Annotated in this window: 14 protein-coding genes and 2 pseudogenes; 7 read left to right on the top strand and 9 right to left on the bottom strand. The window is 61.7% G+C overall.

The genetic code is table 11. The features are described from left to right. The first annotated feature begins 639 nt into the window (after window positions 1-639). The 4 genes from ARTSIC4J27_RS23610 to ARTSIC4J27_RS23290 all read left to right on the top strand — a co-directional run bounded on the left by ARTSIC4J27_RS23610 (window position 640) and on the right by ARTSIC4J27_RS23290 (window position 3834). Window positions 640-1137, top strand: a complete 498-nt coding sequence (locus tag ARTSIC4J27_RS23610) for a MarR family winged helix-turn-helix transcriptional regulator (RefSeq protein WP_083435543.1) — start codon at window positions 640-642, stop codon at window positions 1135-1137. A gap of 1347 nt (window positions 1138-2484) precedes the next feature. After that, window positions 2485-2979, top strand: a complete 495-nt coding sequence (locus ARTSIC4J27_RS19925; protein WP_050056903.1) for an NUDIX domain-containing protein — start codon at window positions 2485-2487, stop codon at window positions 2977-2979. A gap of 53 nt (window positions 2980-3032) precedes the next feature. Beyond that, window positions 3033-3533 carry a riboflavin kinase gene (locus ARTSIC4J27_RS19920; RefSeq protein ID WP_161799588.1) on the top strand — a complete coding sequence of 167 codons (501 nt, stop codon included), beginning with the start codon at window positions 3033-3035 and terminating at the stop codon, window positions 3531-3533. 103 nt (window positions 3534-3636) lie between these two features. After that, a complete protein-coding gene (locus tag ARTSIC4J27_RS23290; protein ID WP_235436775.1) occupies window positions 3637-3834 on the top strand; it encodes a hypothetical protein in 198 nt (65 codons plus the stop codon). Here ARTSIC4J27_RS23290 and ARTSIC4J27_RS19910 read toward each other — a convergent pair. From ARTSIC4J27_RS19910 to ARTSIC4J27_RS19900, 3 genes and pseudogenes are all read right to left on the bottom strand, one after another. Further along, complete coding sequence (locus ARTSIC4J27_RS19910; protein ID WP_083435541.1) at window positions 3824-4003, bottom strand: hypothetical protein; 180 nt, start codon at window positions 4001-4003, stop codon at window positions 3824-3826. The genes ARTSIC4J27_RS23290 and ARTSIC4J27_RS19910 overlap by 11 nt on opposite strands. A 408-nt stretch (window positions 4004-4411) precedes the next feature. Next, window positions 4412-4742, bottom strand: a pseudogene (locus ARTSIC4J27_RS22305) (DUF202 domain-containing protein); the annotation flags it as partial. A 3-nt stretch (window positions 4743-4745) separates the two neighbouring features. Beyond that, window positions 4746-5150, bottom strand: a complete 405-nt coding sequence (locus ARTSIC4J27_RS19900; protein WP_050056898.1) for a YidH family protein — start codon at window positions 5148-5150, stop codon at window positions 4746-4748. A 340-nt stretch (window positions 5151-5490) separates the two neighbouring features. On the opposite strand from ARTSIC4J27_RS19900, the gene ARTSIC4J27_RS19895 reads away from it, so the two are divergent. Beyond that, the gene (locus tag ARTSIC4J27_RS19895; protein ID WP_050056897.1) at window positions 5491-5703 is read left to right on the top strand and encodes a dodecin; all 213 of its coding nucleotides are present in this window, start codon (window positions 5491-5493) and stop codon (window positions 5701-5703) included. Window positions 5704-5819: 116 nt separating this feature from the next. On the opposite strand, the pseudogene ARTSIC4J27_RS22300 reads toward ARTSIC4J27_RS19895, so the two are convergent. From ARTSIC4J27_RS22300 to ARTSIC4J27_RS19880, 3 genes and pseudogenes are all read right to left on the bottom strand, one after another. Then, a pseudogene (locus ARTSIC4J27_RS22300) lies at window positions 5820-6482 on the bottom strand (IS3 family transposase); the annotation flags it as partial. A gap of 42 nt (window positions 6483-6524) precedes the next feature. After that, window positions 6525-7952, bottom strand: a complete 1428-nt coding sequence (gene pntB / locus ARTSIC4J27_RS19885) for a Re/Si-specific NAD(P)(+) transhydrogenase subunit beta (protein ID WP_050056896.1) — start codon at window positions 7950-7952, stop codon at window positions 6525-6527. Between the two features lie 44 nt (window positions 7953-7996). Next, window positions 7997-9553 carry a Re/Si-specific NAD(P)(+) transhydrogenase subunit alpha gene (locus ARTSIC4J27_RS19880; RefSeq protein WP_050056895.1) on the bottom strand — a complete coding sequence of 519 codons (1557 nt, stop codon included), beginning with the start codon at window positions 9551-9553 and terminating at the stop codon, window positions 7997-7999. Window positions 9554-10464: 911 nt separating this feature from the next. Between ARTSIC4J27_RS19880 and ARTSIC4J27_RS22615 the strand changes: the two genes are divergently transcribed. Further along, on the top strand, window positions 10465-10653 hold the full coding sequence (locus tag ARTSIC4J27_RS22615) for a hypothetical protein (RefSeq protein WP_152683922.1): 189 nt from the start codon (window positions 10465-10467) through the stop codon (window positions 10651-10653). 197 nt (window positions 10654-10850) lie between these two features. Here ARTSIC4J27_RS22615 and ARTSIC4J27_RS19870 read toward each other — a convergent pair whose 3' ends face one another. Continuing rightward, entirely contained in the window at window positions 10851-11582 is a 732-nt protein-coding gene (locus ARTSIC4J27_RS19870; protein ID WP_050056893.1) for an SDR family oxidoreductase, read from the bottom strand. Between the two features lie 157 nt (window positions 11583-11739). Between ARTSIC4J27_RS19870 and ARTSIC4J27_RS19865 the strand changes: the two genes are divergently transcribed. Continuing rightward, entirely contained in the window at window positions 11740-11934 is a 195-nt protein-coding gene (locus ARTSIC4J27_RS19865; protein ID WP_050056892.1) for a hypothetical protein, read from the top strand. 52 nt (window positions 11935-11986) lie between these two features. On the opposite strand, the gene ARTSIC4J27_RS19860 is transcribed toward ARTSIC4J27_RS19865, so the two are convergent. Together ARTSIC4J27_RS19860 and ARTSIC4J27_RS19855 are read right to left on the bottom strand one after the other, a co-directional pair. After that, window positions 11987-12454 carry a MaoC family dehydratase gene (locus ARTSIC4J27_RS19860; protein WP_050056891.1) on the bottom strand — a complete coding sequence of 156 codons (468 nt, stop codon included), beginning with the start codon at window positions 12452-12454 and terminating at the stop codon, window positions 11987-11989. Continuing rightward, complete coding sequence (locus ARTSIC4J27_RS19855; protein WP_050056890.1) at window positions 12451-13653, bottom strand: acetyl-CoA C-acyltransferase; 1203 nt, start codon at window positions 13651-13653, stop codon at window positions 12451-12453. The genes ARTSIC4J27_RS19860 and ARTSIC4J27_RS19855 overlap by 4 nt, the downstream gene beginning before the upstream one ends. Between the last annotated feature and the right edge of the window lie 229 nt (window positions 13654-13882).

Here is a 13882-nt window from a genome sequence, read left to right as displayed (position 1 = left end):
GCCCTCCGTCTATCCCCAACCGTTACGCTAGTGACCCAAATAAGGATTTGATCGAAGTGAGCTCCCTTTCTGGCGCCCGAGAGGGAATCAGTTGCACTGCCCAGCTTGAAGGGACGCCGCCCGACATACAAGACCAGTAATCTCCTGGGCGAGGGCTCTTGCCGTCTGCCGCAATCCAGAGTACAGAGGAGTCGGGCATCGCGTCGTCGACAAACCGCCAACCAAGTACTCGGGGCGCCATCGCCGTGGAGTGTGTCGGCTGTCCAAGTTGAGCCGACGGACCATCAGCGTTCGCCAGCATTGAATGACTCTGCCGGATTGCGAGGAGCTCCAAAGGCTGCCAAGCCTGCCTCCTGAGATACAGCGTCAGGGCAATTGACTGAGCGTCAACTCCCGCTGCACGAGGTTGTTGGCGTTTTCATGGCAGGGATGCCAACTCAATCTGACGGATGGATCGATGTGTAGCGATGAGGGCTAGATATTCTATTCATACATTGTGCATCCAACTGCTTGGTTCGACCCCTAAAGGCTGGGGACCTCCTGCGTGCGCATTTTCGGGTTGAGCGTTGTGACCGCGAGGGATAACAGCGTCCGCCGCGACTTAGGCCATGACAAGTTTGGAAACGAGGAAGGGCACTTATGGGAACGACAGCATCGGTCGGCGATACCGTTGAGCTTAATCCAAATCAGCGCGTGATTGATGAGGCCTTGGGATCTATCATTCGCTGGTCCCTCTATGAGTTCCACGTACGGTTAGTTGAGAGGTCGGGCGTCTCGATAGATCGCTCCATAATCTCGATACTCACTCGATTGTCAGCCGCTGGGACGCTCCGGATCTCTGACCTAGCAGATCGTCTTGGGCTCGACAGATCCACCCTCAGCCGGCAAGTAGCGGCAGCGGTGGCAGCTGGTTACGTCAGTAGAACAACCGATGAATCGGATTCTCGTGCATATCTTGTGTCGATGACGGATGAAGGTAAGGCAGCGTACCGGGCGGTACGTCGGGCCAGGACCCGCATCATGATGGAATTGACTCGCCAAATGAGCTCGTCAGAAGTGGACCAAGTCTCCAATGCACTTCCGATATTGGTGCGCGCAATCAATAATTTGTCCACCTCCGCGGGTTCCGAGCCATAAGCCGTCGTTTGGGATGGCAGCGTTTTGGCCGGGCACGCGTGAAATGAGGAGTACTTCCAGTTCGCCGGTCCCGCACGGCGGCAGTCGACAGCATTTCTCATTCGGATGCCTCAGGGAAATCTGGCCCCCTGACCGGCGTTTGCGCAATTGGTCGGAACGTAGCCTATGGCAATGCGGGTGCGTACGCAGTTGATCCTCGAACGATGAGTCGCCCTCCAGCCTTCGCCGCTGCGGCGAAGAAGTGGGCGCACCGTCTATCCTCTTCACGAGAAGATCGACGCTGATTTCTGCCATGCGTTCTATTGGCTGCTGCACTGTGGCCGGATCATGAGCAACCCAGCCGCACCGTTATCCCGTTGTACCCGATGACCCACAACTCTTCAGGCATCCGAATCCCCTTCCTTCGAGCGGCGTCCAGGACGCCGCATGCGATGAGCCCTTCTTCGAATACGAGATGATGCCCTCGCGGGCAGCGCGAGCCAGGACCTCGTCACGGACTCGCTAAACAGTCAGCAACGGTCCAGGTTGTCGCCTCAAGCTCCGAACAGCGCAATGGCCCCGGCGAGGTCCGCCTCACCCTTGTCTTCGAGGCAAGCGAGAGCATCAGTGATGGGAGCAGGACTCAGAACGGATGGCTTAGACACGACGGACCGTCAAAACTGTCGCGGCCCGGGTCCCGCGTTTCAGACACCGGACCACCGGCACAGGCCAGCACCGCAGATCCAGCTGCGCGCCGCTCATAGCGTCCCCCGCTCTCCGGCTGCGGCCAATGGGCCGTTGCCAGCGTCGATAGCCCGCAATCGCGGCAGGGGTGTTCGGCAAACTGGGACAGTAACCGTTGCTGCTCCACGATCAGTCACAGCGGCGCCCAGAACCGGATGTTTTCCAGTGCCAGGGCGTAGTCCATGGAAGTTGAGCTTGATCTCAATCATTCTTCTGTCCCGGCCAGATCCCGTCCGGCCGCCGAGGCGCCTTCGAATACCGCCGGCAGCAGCTTCACGGTATACCGGTTTACGCCAGCGGTTGTATCGGGAGGATCACCGCGCCGCGGAACGCGTGAGTAAATATCGCCTTCCGCACCCACAAGTTCACACCATCGCGGGTAAGCACAAGCAGTGTCAACGATGCGTATGGTATCGAATCCAATGGGATGGTATCGTATTCATAAACGTTGAGGAGCGGCTGCTGCCAGCAAGGACCGAGCCGCTCCGTTCGACCGGTAGCGACGACGGGGCGGTCTTCATTGATGGGAAGTGCTGTGGCTCGACTACTCGATCTGCGGGGCCTCCGAAGCGGCGAACACCGTGTGGTGCACAACGGAAAAAGAGGGGTGTTTTGAGGAGAAAAATGAGCACGATCAACCTATCCCTTGGCGTCAGGTTGTCCTCTGAGGCTACACCCGCCATCCCGGCCGACCGTATTATCATCGCTGCCGTAGTCGAGTGGCGGGGCAGGATTGCCATGTTCAGAAGGAGTCGCAACCTGGGCCATGACGGAGGCCGTTGGCACTGCATAACGGGATTTTTGGAAGCTGGGGCAACACCTGAACAGCAGGCCCTGGAAGAGCTGTTTGAAGAGACGGGCTTGCAGGCCAAAGACCTCCTCGATCTTCGGCGGGGGCCGGACGTGGTGATCCCTGATGGTTCGGGAACCCCGTGGCTTGTCCACACCTTCACTGCCCTTACATCCCAGCGTCGATTGACAATCGACTGGGAACATGATTCCTACCGGTGGACGGCCCCGCATAAGGCCAAGCGCTTCGCTAATCGAGTCGGCTGGCTCGACAACGTTCTCGCCGCAACCGGTCACTACCCCAATGCCGTCCCGACACCCCAAACATAGGACCAGGCTATGATCCCAAACCAGCACTACCAGCGAGTGAGTCAATGAAAGCCATGACCCAAGCCGCCGCACCTTCCGGTACCAGTCGAATACAGCCTGGTGCCCGCGTCTACGGCTGCATCCGGCTTGAAGGAGTGGTTGGGTATGGTGACGCCCGGGGGCGAGAGCTCGGTTATCCCACCGCCAACATCTCCGTGCCGGATGGGGACATGCAGGACGGCGTCTGGGCAGGCACCGTCCGCATTGGGCAGGGAGAGAATGATGAAATCTACGCTGCCGCTGTCTCTCTAGGTCAGCGCCCGACCTACTACCGTAGTGGAACACGGCTGCTGGAAGCTCACCTTCTGGACTACAACGGGGACCTGTACGGGCGCATCGTTCAGGTGATTCTGCACGAATACATCCGCCCCCAACGACGATTCCGTGGAACCGATGAACTCGCAGCACAGATCCGCGACGACGTGGCCCGAGTGCGTTCCTGGGCCAACGCCGTAGGCCAGGAATTTAGGCCGCGAGGAATCAAGAGGGAAATCGCAGCCACATCGAGTCAATGATCACCAGCCCACTGAGTACTTCGCAACAGCGGCGGTGACGGCTCAACGCGAGTCGGTCGCTGCTGCTCTGGTAGCCGGAAGAAGCATGAAACTTAGTCAAGTAATGGTCCGCAAACACGTCGGATGGAATCTGCTGATCAATATGTGGGTGGAAATCCGATTCTACGGCCGCGTCATAAGAACGGGCTTTGTCGATGATGCGATGCCCGACTCCTCCGCAATTTGGATTGCCGCGAATGCCAATGACCCGCGTCAAATGTTTGAAGCATCCGAGGGACTTGAGGTATGGGTCATGCCCTGAGCTGCTCGTACTCGGCTGTCGGGACGTGGCCTGACTCGCCGTGGAGCGTTCGATGGTTGTACCAATCGGCGCATTCGGCGACGGCGACCTCAAGGTGGGTGACGTCGCGCCGTGGCCCCTTGTTCCGGACCAGTTCGGCGTTGAACAGCGAGTTCAGAGTCTCCGCCATGGCATTGTCGTAACTATCGCCCTTGGAGCCCGCCGAAGCTACGGCTTCCTCCGCGGCGAGGCGCTCGGCACCGCGGATGGCCCGATACTGAACCCCCTGTCGCTGTGGGGGACCAGACCCGTGTGGTCAGCACCGTCCTTCCTCCGGATTCATTTCCAAGGCATCCAGAACGAACGCCGCATAAAACCAGCTACCGAACGTGCGGACGTACGTGGTGTCGGCGACCCAGCAGGCCCGATACGGGAGAATCGGCGCCGGCCTGTTTGGAGACCACACCGGCAGCGGGGCACTGCCGTCTTGGCGTGCGTATGTGTCCTTTGAGCGGAACTCACGAGGCCGGGTTCTAACAACGAAAGGCGCCAGTACTTTGGGATCCAATACCGCGCCTGCCAGTTCTTGGGGCACCGTGAGGACGACGACGATGCCCAGGCCACCGAGAGCCACCCCGGCGAAAGCGGTCCACAGTACTGCGATCATGTCGGCGTCGACGTTTTCCCGGGCGACTCCACTGGAGCTTGCGTTGTAGCGCCGGCGTTGGGGTGACGTAGATGGCCAGAGCAGCGCCCGAGGAAATGGCGAAGAGCAGCAGGATGGGAAGCCCGTGCGCCGGGAGCCAGCGCAGGAAGATGGCGCTGACGGTCACAAGTGCCATTATGGTCCGGCCCCAGGCGAGGCTGGTCCGCTCCGGTTGCAGGCCGGGATCACCATGCGGGCCGGCAGGACGGGAGGATGGTCTCATGCGTCAGCGTCGAAGGATAAAGACCAGGTCGACGGCGGCGGCCAGCGCGCCTGCCACGGCGAGCAGAGGCACAATGAGCGGCAGCGGCAACGGCAGCCGATTGCGCATGCTGCTTTCCACACGGAGCCACCGCACCATTGCGCCGGCGCTGAGCAGCATCCCGAGCAGCAGCAGGACCGCGGCCAGCCCTCTGCGGACTGGCTGCAGGAACATGTCCGACGTGAACGCCTCAATGGCGATCCCGCCGGCCAGGAGTGCAAGGGAAGTGCGGATCCAGGCCAGGAAAGTGCGCTCATTGGCAAGAGTGAAGCGGGGATCAGGTTCGGTTCCGCCGGGGAGGAGCCATTCGGCGGCCTTCCCGCGAGGCGGAGGGACCGGGCTGGTCGACGGAGGCGGGTTGCTAGACATGAGCCGAGCCGATCGGCTTGCGACGGCACGGTGCCGGTAAAGTCATAAAGTTTCCCACCGGTGGTGCCGGTCGTAGGGCGGGCAATGCATGGGGGTAGCCTCAGCCTGGCGGCATCTGCCACATAAGCAGCGCGTTCGCGGACCGAGCCGACGGGTCAGGCCCGCGCTGGTCAAAGGCAAATACAGGAGACGTGCTCCTTTTATGTCAGGGCCTCGTGATTTTGGTTTTGTGACGTCGTTAACTAAGCATGCTTGGTAGCGGTTCAAAAACATATTTGGACTACCGCTAGTGTAGAAAATGGCCCGCCACCGGGAGCAATGATGATCACGAGGAGCGAAGTTGTCCAATCACACGTACAGCATTTCTGAAATTGTCGGTACCTCAACGCAAGGGGTGGATGATGCCGTCCGCCAAGGCATCGCCACGGCCTCGCAGACCCTCCGCAACCTCGACTGGTTCAAGGTCGAGGAGATAAGGGGCCACTTGGAAGAGGGAAAAGTTGCTGACTGGCAAGTAACGATCAAACTAGGTTTCCGCTTGGAAGAAAACTGATCTAAACGAACTGGCCCGCAGCGACCGGCCTCGGGTACGTTGCATGATGGCTGTGGGCCGGTTCGCCAGCCGAGATCGATGGTGTGGGCTTTTAGGCGTCAATGCCAGCCCAGGACGCGTGCCCGCACAGAATCTTCCAGTGCGGCGACGGCAAGCGAGGACTTCATTCGCGAGTCCATCGAGTAGCCGACAATCCTTGCGGAACAGGCGTCCTTCGCCGCCCAGAGGTAGAGCTTCCCGACCGGCTTCCACCCCCTGTGATGCCCTCTCCGGAGGCCCGTCGGGGATGAAGCGGTACCCGAATGCCAGGTCCTCGGAATGGATGTCCAAGGCGGCGGTGACCAGGTGCTCATCGATCCAGTCCCGTTCCGTCGCTGGGTTCGCCTTCCACCGGTAGTAGCCTTGCTTGCTGAAGCCCTACACCCTGCAGGTCACCGCCACGGGGACACCAACGGCGGCAAGACCCGTGACCAGTGGGTACGTCATTTTGGGTTGATGTCCCTGGCCAGGATAGGCAGCCGCCCGGCGCAGATTGTCATTCTCCTGCTCCAACTACCGGTTCCGCTTCTTCAGCTCCCGCATCTCGGCGACTCGCGGCCGCCGGGCCGGCACCGGATTCCTTACGATCAGCGATCGCAATCCAGCGCTTCAACCTCGTGACCGAAAGCCCGAAATCCCTTCGCAATCTGCGCCAACGGCGCCTCGCCCTTGCGGGCCACATCTATAACATCCTGGCGGAACTCCGCCCCATCAATGAAGTGGACAAACCAACTGAACATCAAAGTCGTTTGTCCGTCTGGGGCCTAAGGTCCTCATGTCCGCTAAAAGGCACGGAGGATCTCTTCGACGCGGGTTTTGGCGTCGCCGAAGAGCATTTGGGAGTTGTCGCGGTAGAAGAGCGGGTTTTGGACGCCTGCGTAGCCGGCGGCCATGGATCGTTTGAAGACGATGACGTTTTCGGCTTCCCAGACTTTGAGGACTGGCATGCCGGCGATGGGGCTGCCGGGGTCTTCGGCGGCGGCGGGGTTGACGGTGTCGTTCGCGCCGATGACCAGGACTACGGAGGTGTCTCCGAGGTCGTCGTTGATTTCGTCCATTTCCAGGACGATGTCGTACGGGACCTTGGCTTCGGCAAGGAGGACGTTCATGTGCCCTGGGAGGCGTCCGGCGACTGGGTGGATGCCGAACCGGACGTTCACGCCGCGTTCGCGGAGTTGGTGCGCCAGTTCAGCGACGGGGTACTGGGCTTGGGCAACGGCCATGCCGTAGCCGGGGGTGATAACAACGCTGGAGGCGTTGGTGAGCATTTCCGCTGTCGCCTCGGCGGTGATTTCGCGGTGTTCGCCCTGGTCCGTGTCCCCTTTGCTGGCGGGGGCGGCGATGCCGAACCCGCCGGCGATCACGGAGATGAAGGACCTGTTCATGGCCTTGCACATGATGTAGGACAGGTACGCGCCGGAGGAGCCGACCAGGGCGCCGGTGATGATGAGCAGGTCGTTGTTGAGCAGGAAGCCCGCCGCGGCGGCGGCCCAGCCGGAGTAGCTGTTGAGCATTGACACGACCACGGGCATGTCGCCGCCGCCGATGGAGGCGACCAGGTGCCAGCCCAGCCCCAGGGCCAGGAGGGTGACGACGATGAGGAGCCAGAGCTGGGAGTCGTTGACGTACCAGACGGTCAGGGCGATGAACGCGGCCAGCGCCCCGAGGTTGATTGCGTTTTTGCCCGGCAGCATCAGGGGTGAGGATTTCATCCGGGCAGAGAGTTTCAGGAACGCCACGATCGAGCCGGTGAAGGTCACTGCGCCGATGAACACGCCGATGAAGACCTCGGCGTGGTGGATCGCTGTCAGGTCCGGGGACAGGTCCGGGGCTTCGAGGTGCCCGTTCCATCCAACGAGCACGGCGGCGAGGCCTACGAAGCTGTGCAGCAGGGCGATGAGCTCGGGCATGCCGGTCATTTCCACGACCCGCGCGCGCCAGAGTCCGATGGCCCCGCCGATGGCGACCGCGGCGACGAGCAGGCCCAGGCCGGTCAGGGCGTGGCCGGTGCCCCAGGCGTCCTGGAGTGTCAGCCAGATGGTGGCGGAGAGGGCGACAATCATTCCGGTGATGCCATAGATGACCCCGGCGCGGGCTTTCTCGTGCTTGCTGAGCCCGGCGAGGGACAGGATGAACAGCAGGGCCGCGACGATGTAGGCCGCCCCCGCGATGGAGTCGGCGGTCCACGGACCGGAGACGGTGTCAGTCACGGTAGAGCTCCTTGTAAGTGTTGCTGCTGTTGCGGTGATGGCGCTCATGAACGTGCCTTCCCGGCCGAGAACATCGCGAGCATGCGCCGGGTGACGGCGAAGCCGCCGAAAATGTTGATGCTGGCCAGCAGCACGGCGACGGCGGCGAGCACCTGCATGACGATGTTGTCGGAGGTGACCTGCAGCAGGGCCCCGACGACGATGATTCCGGAGATCGCGTTGGTCACGGACATCAGGGGCGTGTGCAGGGCGTGGTGGACTTTCCCGATCACATAGAACCCGACCACAATCGAGAGCATCAGGACGGTGAAGTGCTGCGGCAGCGGCGCAGGTGCGACCGCGTTGATCCCGAACAGCGCCGCGATGCCCGCGGCGAAGAGCCCTGCCTTGCCGGCCGTGCTGAGGCCCTGTTTCTTCTTGGGCGCCGAACTTTCGGCGGCCGTTCCGGCGTCGGTCTTCACTGCCGGTGCGGCGGAGACCTGGACCGGGGGCGGCGGCCAGGTCTTCTCACCCTCCCGCACCACGGTCACGGACCGCTGCACCACGTCGTCGAAATCGATCCGCAGGACCCCGTCCTTGTCCGGGGTCAGGAGCTTGAGCAGGTTCACCATATTGGTCCCGTACAGCTGCGACGCCTGGGCCGGGAGCCGGGCCGGAAGATCCGTGTAGCCCAGGATCACCACCCCGTTGTCCGTCACGATCCGCTCGCCGGCGACGGAGCCCTCGACGTTTCCGCCCTGGCCCGCTGCCATGTCCACGATCACGCTGCCGGCCTTCATGCTTGCCACGTCCTCGGCGGTGAGCAGCTTCGGTGCCGGACGCCCCGGGATCAGGGCAGTGGTGATGATGATGTCCACATCCGCTGCCTGCTCCGAGTAAATTTCCGCAGCCCTGGCGTTATACGCCTCGGATGTGGCCTTCGCGTATCCGTCCGTGGACTTCATCTCCTCGGCGACCTCAACCTTGAGGTAGGTCCCGCCGATGGATTTCACCTGGTCAGCGACCTCCGGGCGCGGGTCCGTCGCCCGGACAATCGCGCCCAGACTCGACGCCGCACCGATCGCGGCCAACCCGGCAACACCGGCGCCCGCGACGAGGACCTTGGCGGGCGGGACCTTGCCCGCGGCGGTCACCTGGCCAGTGAAAAACCGGCCGAACTCGTGAGCGGCCTCGATCACGGCCCGGTACCCGGCAATGTTCGCCATCGAACTGAGAACGTCCATCGACTGCGCCCGCGAGATCCGCGGCACCGCATCCAACGCCAACGCCGTGATCGGACGCGCCGCCAGCGCCTCCACCAGCTCAGGCCGCAACCCCGGGCTCAACGACCCGATCAGCGTGGCACCCTCGGCCAGGCGGTCAATCTCCTCCTGCGTGGGAGGGTTGATCCGCAGCACCACGTCGCTGCCCCAAGCCTCATCGGCCCCCACAATCAGGGCGCCCGCTTCGGCGTAACCCTCGTCACGGAAGGATGCCGATTCACCCGCACCCTTCTCGACCACCACCTCGTAGCCCAACCCCAGCAACTGCCTCACGGTGACGGGCGTCGCCGCCACCCTCGTCTCATGGCCCAACTCGGCCACAATTCCAATACGTGTCACTATTTCTCTCTCCAATTAATGTCCGGGAAATGCTGATGCCTCAGCCGACGCTGTCAACGTCCCGGAGGGTTGGCCTGGAATCAAAGCCCGTGTCCCAGGACAGATTCCCCACCTAGAGTGCGCGCCGAAGGGAAGTTATCGATGATCATCGCATTGCACCCAGCAATGGTATCGTATTCAGAAAGCATTTGGCGGTGCGGTTGTCTGGGTTGCTTCGGGCGCTGCGGAAGAATGTTGTGCGACCAGGCGGCCCAGCTCTGATGTCAGGATGTGTCCACGCGGTGCACGCGTCATCGTCCAAGACACCATGTGCCCGGAATCGTGGGGAGCCCTTCTTCTAGCTCCTAGACGAAGCGCTGCCGGTGGTGCTGGTCAACGCCAAGGCCGCAATAAACATACCGGGTCGCAAAACCGGGTCTCTGACACGGCCCGGCTTGCCCAGCTGGCGCACACGGGTTGCTTCGGGCCTCGTTCGTTCAGCCGGAACCGATCCGGAAACCCCGGGACCTGACCGGGGCCCGGGCAATTGCTATCTGCCACCGGACCACGGAGATCCAGCGCGTGGAGAAATTCCTGGGAGGCTCCGAGATCAAGTTCTCCTCGGTGGTCTCGGATCTCACCGGCGTTTCTTTCCGGGCTATGCTCGAGGCCCTCGTTAACGGTGAAGGCGATCCGGAGGTCCTCGCCGGCCTCGCCAAAGGCACGCTCCGCTCCAGCATCCCCGAGGTGGAGGCCGCCCCGGCACCTCCGCGATCATCGAGACCCATTTTCCCGCCGGCCTCTGCAGGGGCCTTGGAGCGGGTGATCCGCCCGACGAACAAGGCAGAGGAAGAGTTCTTGGCCTCGGCGCCGGGACAGCCCTCTGGCATAAGGAAGCCGCTGCCGCGGGCACCGGGAAAGGTCCGGCAAAAATGGAACGCGCCGTCACCCTCGCCAAGGTCCTTGGCGCCGACGAGGTCGACAAGGGCCTTGGAGCGGCAGCGGTGCACCAGCGCTTCACCACGAGGACCTGCTCCATCGTCAACACCGGCAACGGAAGAGGCCACAGACCCAGCACCACCCACCCCGTCACTGACCAGCGCCAATGGCTGAGCCAGTGACTAGCGCCTGGGCTAACTTCGGCACACTCACGACGGCGCCGACCATCAAGCACGCCGCTGGCGGCGACCTTGAGGGAGCCATCGATAAGCGCTGACGCCATCCCCCGCCCCTAGCGACACGGCGGTCGAATGGTTGAGCAGTCGCTTACGCACTTGGTGACGGGGCCGGGGCCGGCAGTGAGTGTCACCTGAGGTAACTACATGGATACGCCACCGTCGATCGGCAGCACGACTCCAGTAATGTAAGCGGCTTCGTCTGAAGCGAGGAAACCCACTCCGGAGGCGATCTCGTGTGGCTCCGCGAAGCGGCGGACTGGGATAAGCGCGGTGAGTTCCGCGAGCTTCGCATCGGGAATGGATGAAATCATCCTTGTCTGCGCGTTGGGCGAGATCGCGTTGACTGTTATCCCGAAGTTGGCGAGCTCCTTCGCAGCCGTCTTAGTGAACCCGATAATGCCTGCTTTCGCTGCGGCATAGTTGGCCTGCCCAAAGTTGCCGTGCATGCCAGAATAGGAAGTCACGTTCACTATCCGTCCGAAGCCCTGTGCGCGCATCGGCGTAACGGCCGCGCGTGTGAGTCGGAAAGTGCCCGTGAGGTGCACATCCAGCACACTCTGCCAGTCTGCATCGGTCATCTTCCAGAGCACCCCGTCACGAAGGATCCCAGCGTTGTTGACCAAAATGTCGAGGGAGCCGGCCTCATCGACAACCTGGTCGATAACTTCACCTACCGAGGGGGAGGAAACGTCAACGATGAGGGGACGCGCGCCGAGGCGTTCAGCGGCACTAACGGTCTCCTCAGGGTCGAAGTCCGCAATGTATACGGTGGCGCCACCCTCAGTGAAAAGTCGGGCGATTTCATACCCGATGCCGCGAGCGGCTCCAGTAACGACGGCTGTTCTACCTCGAAAATCGTACGAAAGGGTCACGTTTCTCTCCTCGTTGGATGGGGTTGCATCATTTCTCTAACAGTTGCATCAATCTGGAAGGACGCGCAACTTCGCGCGCGATTGTAATACTCACGAGCACGATTGGAACACTCACGAGATAGGAAGTCTGGATTACCAGCGAGGATGTGTTCCAGCCGTGAACTGGCTGTTCAATGACCAGGAGCCGCCCCTGCACCACGACAGGTCGGGCGTCCAACCGAAGGAACGCCGCGAGGCCTTACATGTCTTCGCGCAGTCGGCGCTGGCTGCGGCCACTTTCCCTGAAGGCGCTTTCACTCTTATCCTGGGCTGCGCGCGGCTTGTCGGCGTGGAGCAAACCGAGGTCCCATAGGACGACAAATCTTCGGCTGACGCTCTGCTGGGGCTGTTGATCCCAGCCTGGGTTAGGGGAGGAGAAGGATCACCATATCGGTGACGCAGGCAGGCTTGTCTTGCCCTTCGATCTCCACCGTAACGCGGACCTGAAGGCGGTGCCCCTGAGTGGTCGGATCCAGGGCAGTGATTTCGACGCCCCCGCGAAGACGGGAACCGACCGGCACAGGCGCGGGAAAGCGGGTTCGCTCTGCCCCGTAGTTGATCCGGGTTGTCGATTCACCAAAATCAACCACCTGTTCAATGAACGTTGATACGAGTGACAACGTCAGGTATCCGTGGGCGATTGTAGACCCGAAAGGACTGGCAGCCGCGCGGTCTGGATCGACGTGGATCCACTGATGATCTCCGGTCGCCTCGGCAAAATCATTAATTCGCTGCTGCGTGATGGTCGTCCAGGGGGAGAACCCAAGGTGTTCTCCGACGGCTCGGCTGATCCAATCAATGGACGCAAAGCTCCGCCGTCCCACCACCGTCACGGCACAACCTCGAACAGCCCCGCTGCTCCCATGCCGCCACCGACACACATTGTGATAACGACTAGCCGCGCCCCGCGGCGCCGTCCCTCCAGGAGTGCGTGCCCGACCATCCGCGCACCTGACATTCCGTACGGATGTCCGAAAGAGATCGCACCTCCATTGACGTTGAGAAGTTCAGGGTCAATGCCGAGCTCGTCGCGGCAGTAAAGGGCCTGTGATGCGAAGGCCTCGTTCAGCTCCCAAAGGCCGATGTCATCGATTTTGAGCGAATGGCGTTCCAAGAGTCTTTTGACTGCCGGCACGGGCCCGATACCCATCTCCTCGGGACCGCATCCGGCGACTGCCATTCCCCTATAAAGGCCCAGTGGTGTGAGCCCCCGGCGCTCGGCTTCGGCCGCCTCCATCAGCACGGCAGCAGATGCCCCATCAGAAAGCTGACTGGAATTTCCGGCGGTCACGCTTGAAACGGCCGATGCCGTTCCATCCGATAGCACGGGCGTGAGGTTGGAGAGCGCCTCCACGGTTGTGCCGGGACGGTTTCCCTCATCCTTTTCCAGAAGTACTGAGACGCGTTGCTCAGCACCCGTCGCTTTGTCCACCACAATTTTCGTTGTGGTGAAGGGGACGATCTCCTCGTCGAATCGACCGGCTGCCTGAGCTGCTGCTGTGCGTTCTTGTGACATCAGCGCGAAGGCATCCTGGGCCTCCCGGCTGACGCCATAGCGTTCTGCGACTATTTCGGCGGTGTGCAGCATTGGCAAGTAGATGCCGGGTACGTGCTCGCTCAGCCACTCATCGTGTGCTCGGTAGAAGTTCTGCTTGTCGTTCTGCACCAGTGAAATCGACTCGACGCCACCGCCGACGGCGATTTGCATGCCGTCTACAACGATCTGCTTCGCTGCTGTGGCGATCGCCATAAGCCCTGAGGCACACTGTCGATCGATGCTCATGCCGGCGACCGTCACGGGAAGGCCGGCGCGGAGTGCTGCTTGCCTTCCAATGTTCATCGAGGTTGTGCCCTCTTGCATGGCGCTTCCCAGGACGACATCTTCGACCTCAGCACCGTCAATCTGTGCGCGTGCCACGGCTTCGCGGATGGCATGTCCGGCCAGCTCCTGTGCTGATGTGTCGTTGAACGCGCCTCGGTAAGCTTTGCCTATCGGTGTTCGTGCTGTGCTGACGATTACTGCTTGTCTCATGCTGCGCCTTCCTTCTGTTCGGCTGGAGACGACGGGGGATTAGAGGATGCATTTGCAACGAATGATGATACGTTGCACCGAAATTATTACATGGCCCCAAGGATTTTGACCGTGATTGTGACCGGAAGCATAGAGCATGGACGCTGGCATCAGCCTTGCTCGGACATAGCCATCAGGGGGATTTTGGGCCCGCGAGGCCGGTGCGGAGCGGGCACCACCGAAGCGCGGG

Source organism: Pseudarthrobacter siccitolerans, assembly GCF_001046895.1.
Classification (GTDB): domain Bacteria; phylum Actinomycetota; class Actinomycetes; order Actinomycetales; family Micrococcaceae; genus Arthrobacter; species Arthrobacter siccitolerans.
This window is presented reverse-complemented; position numbering and strand designations above follow the sequence as displayed.

Coding starts and splice junctions, on each gene's coding strand:
- ARTSIC4J27_RS19855 (WP_050056890.1), bottom strand. CDS start 13,653: ATGAGACAAGCAGTAATCGTCAGCACAGCACGAACACCGATAGGCAAA.
- ARTSIC4J27_RS19920 (WP_161799588.1), top strand. CDS start 3,033: ATGACCCAAGCCGCCGCACCTTCCGGTACCAGTCGAATACAGCCTGGT.
- ARTSIC4J27_RS23610 (WP_083435543.1), top strand. CDS start 640: ATGGGAACGACAGCATCGGTCGGCGATACCGTTGAGCTTAATCCAAAT.
- ARTSIC4J27_RS19910 (WP_083435541.1), bottom strand. CDS start 4,003: ATGGCGGAGACTCTGAACTCGCTGTTCAACGCCGAACTGGTCCGGAAC.
- ARTSIC4J27_RS22615 (WP_152683922.1), top strand. CDS start 10,465: ATGGAACGCGCCGTCACCCTCGCCAAGGTCCTTGGCGCCGACGAGGTC.
- ARTSIC4J27_RS23290 (WP_235436775.1), top strand. CDS start 3,637: ATGGTCCGCAAACACGTCGGATGGAATCTGCTGATCAATATGTGGGTG.
- ARTSIC4J27_RS19900 (WP_050056898.1), bottom strand. CDS start 5,150: ATGTCTAGCAACCCGCCTCCGTCGACCAGCCCGGTCCCTCCGCCTCGC.
- ARTSIC4J27_RS19925 (WP_050056903.1), top strand. CDS start 2,485: ATGAGCACGATCAACCTATCCCTTGGCGTCAGGTTGTCCTCTGAGGCT.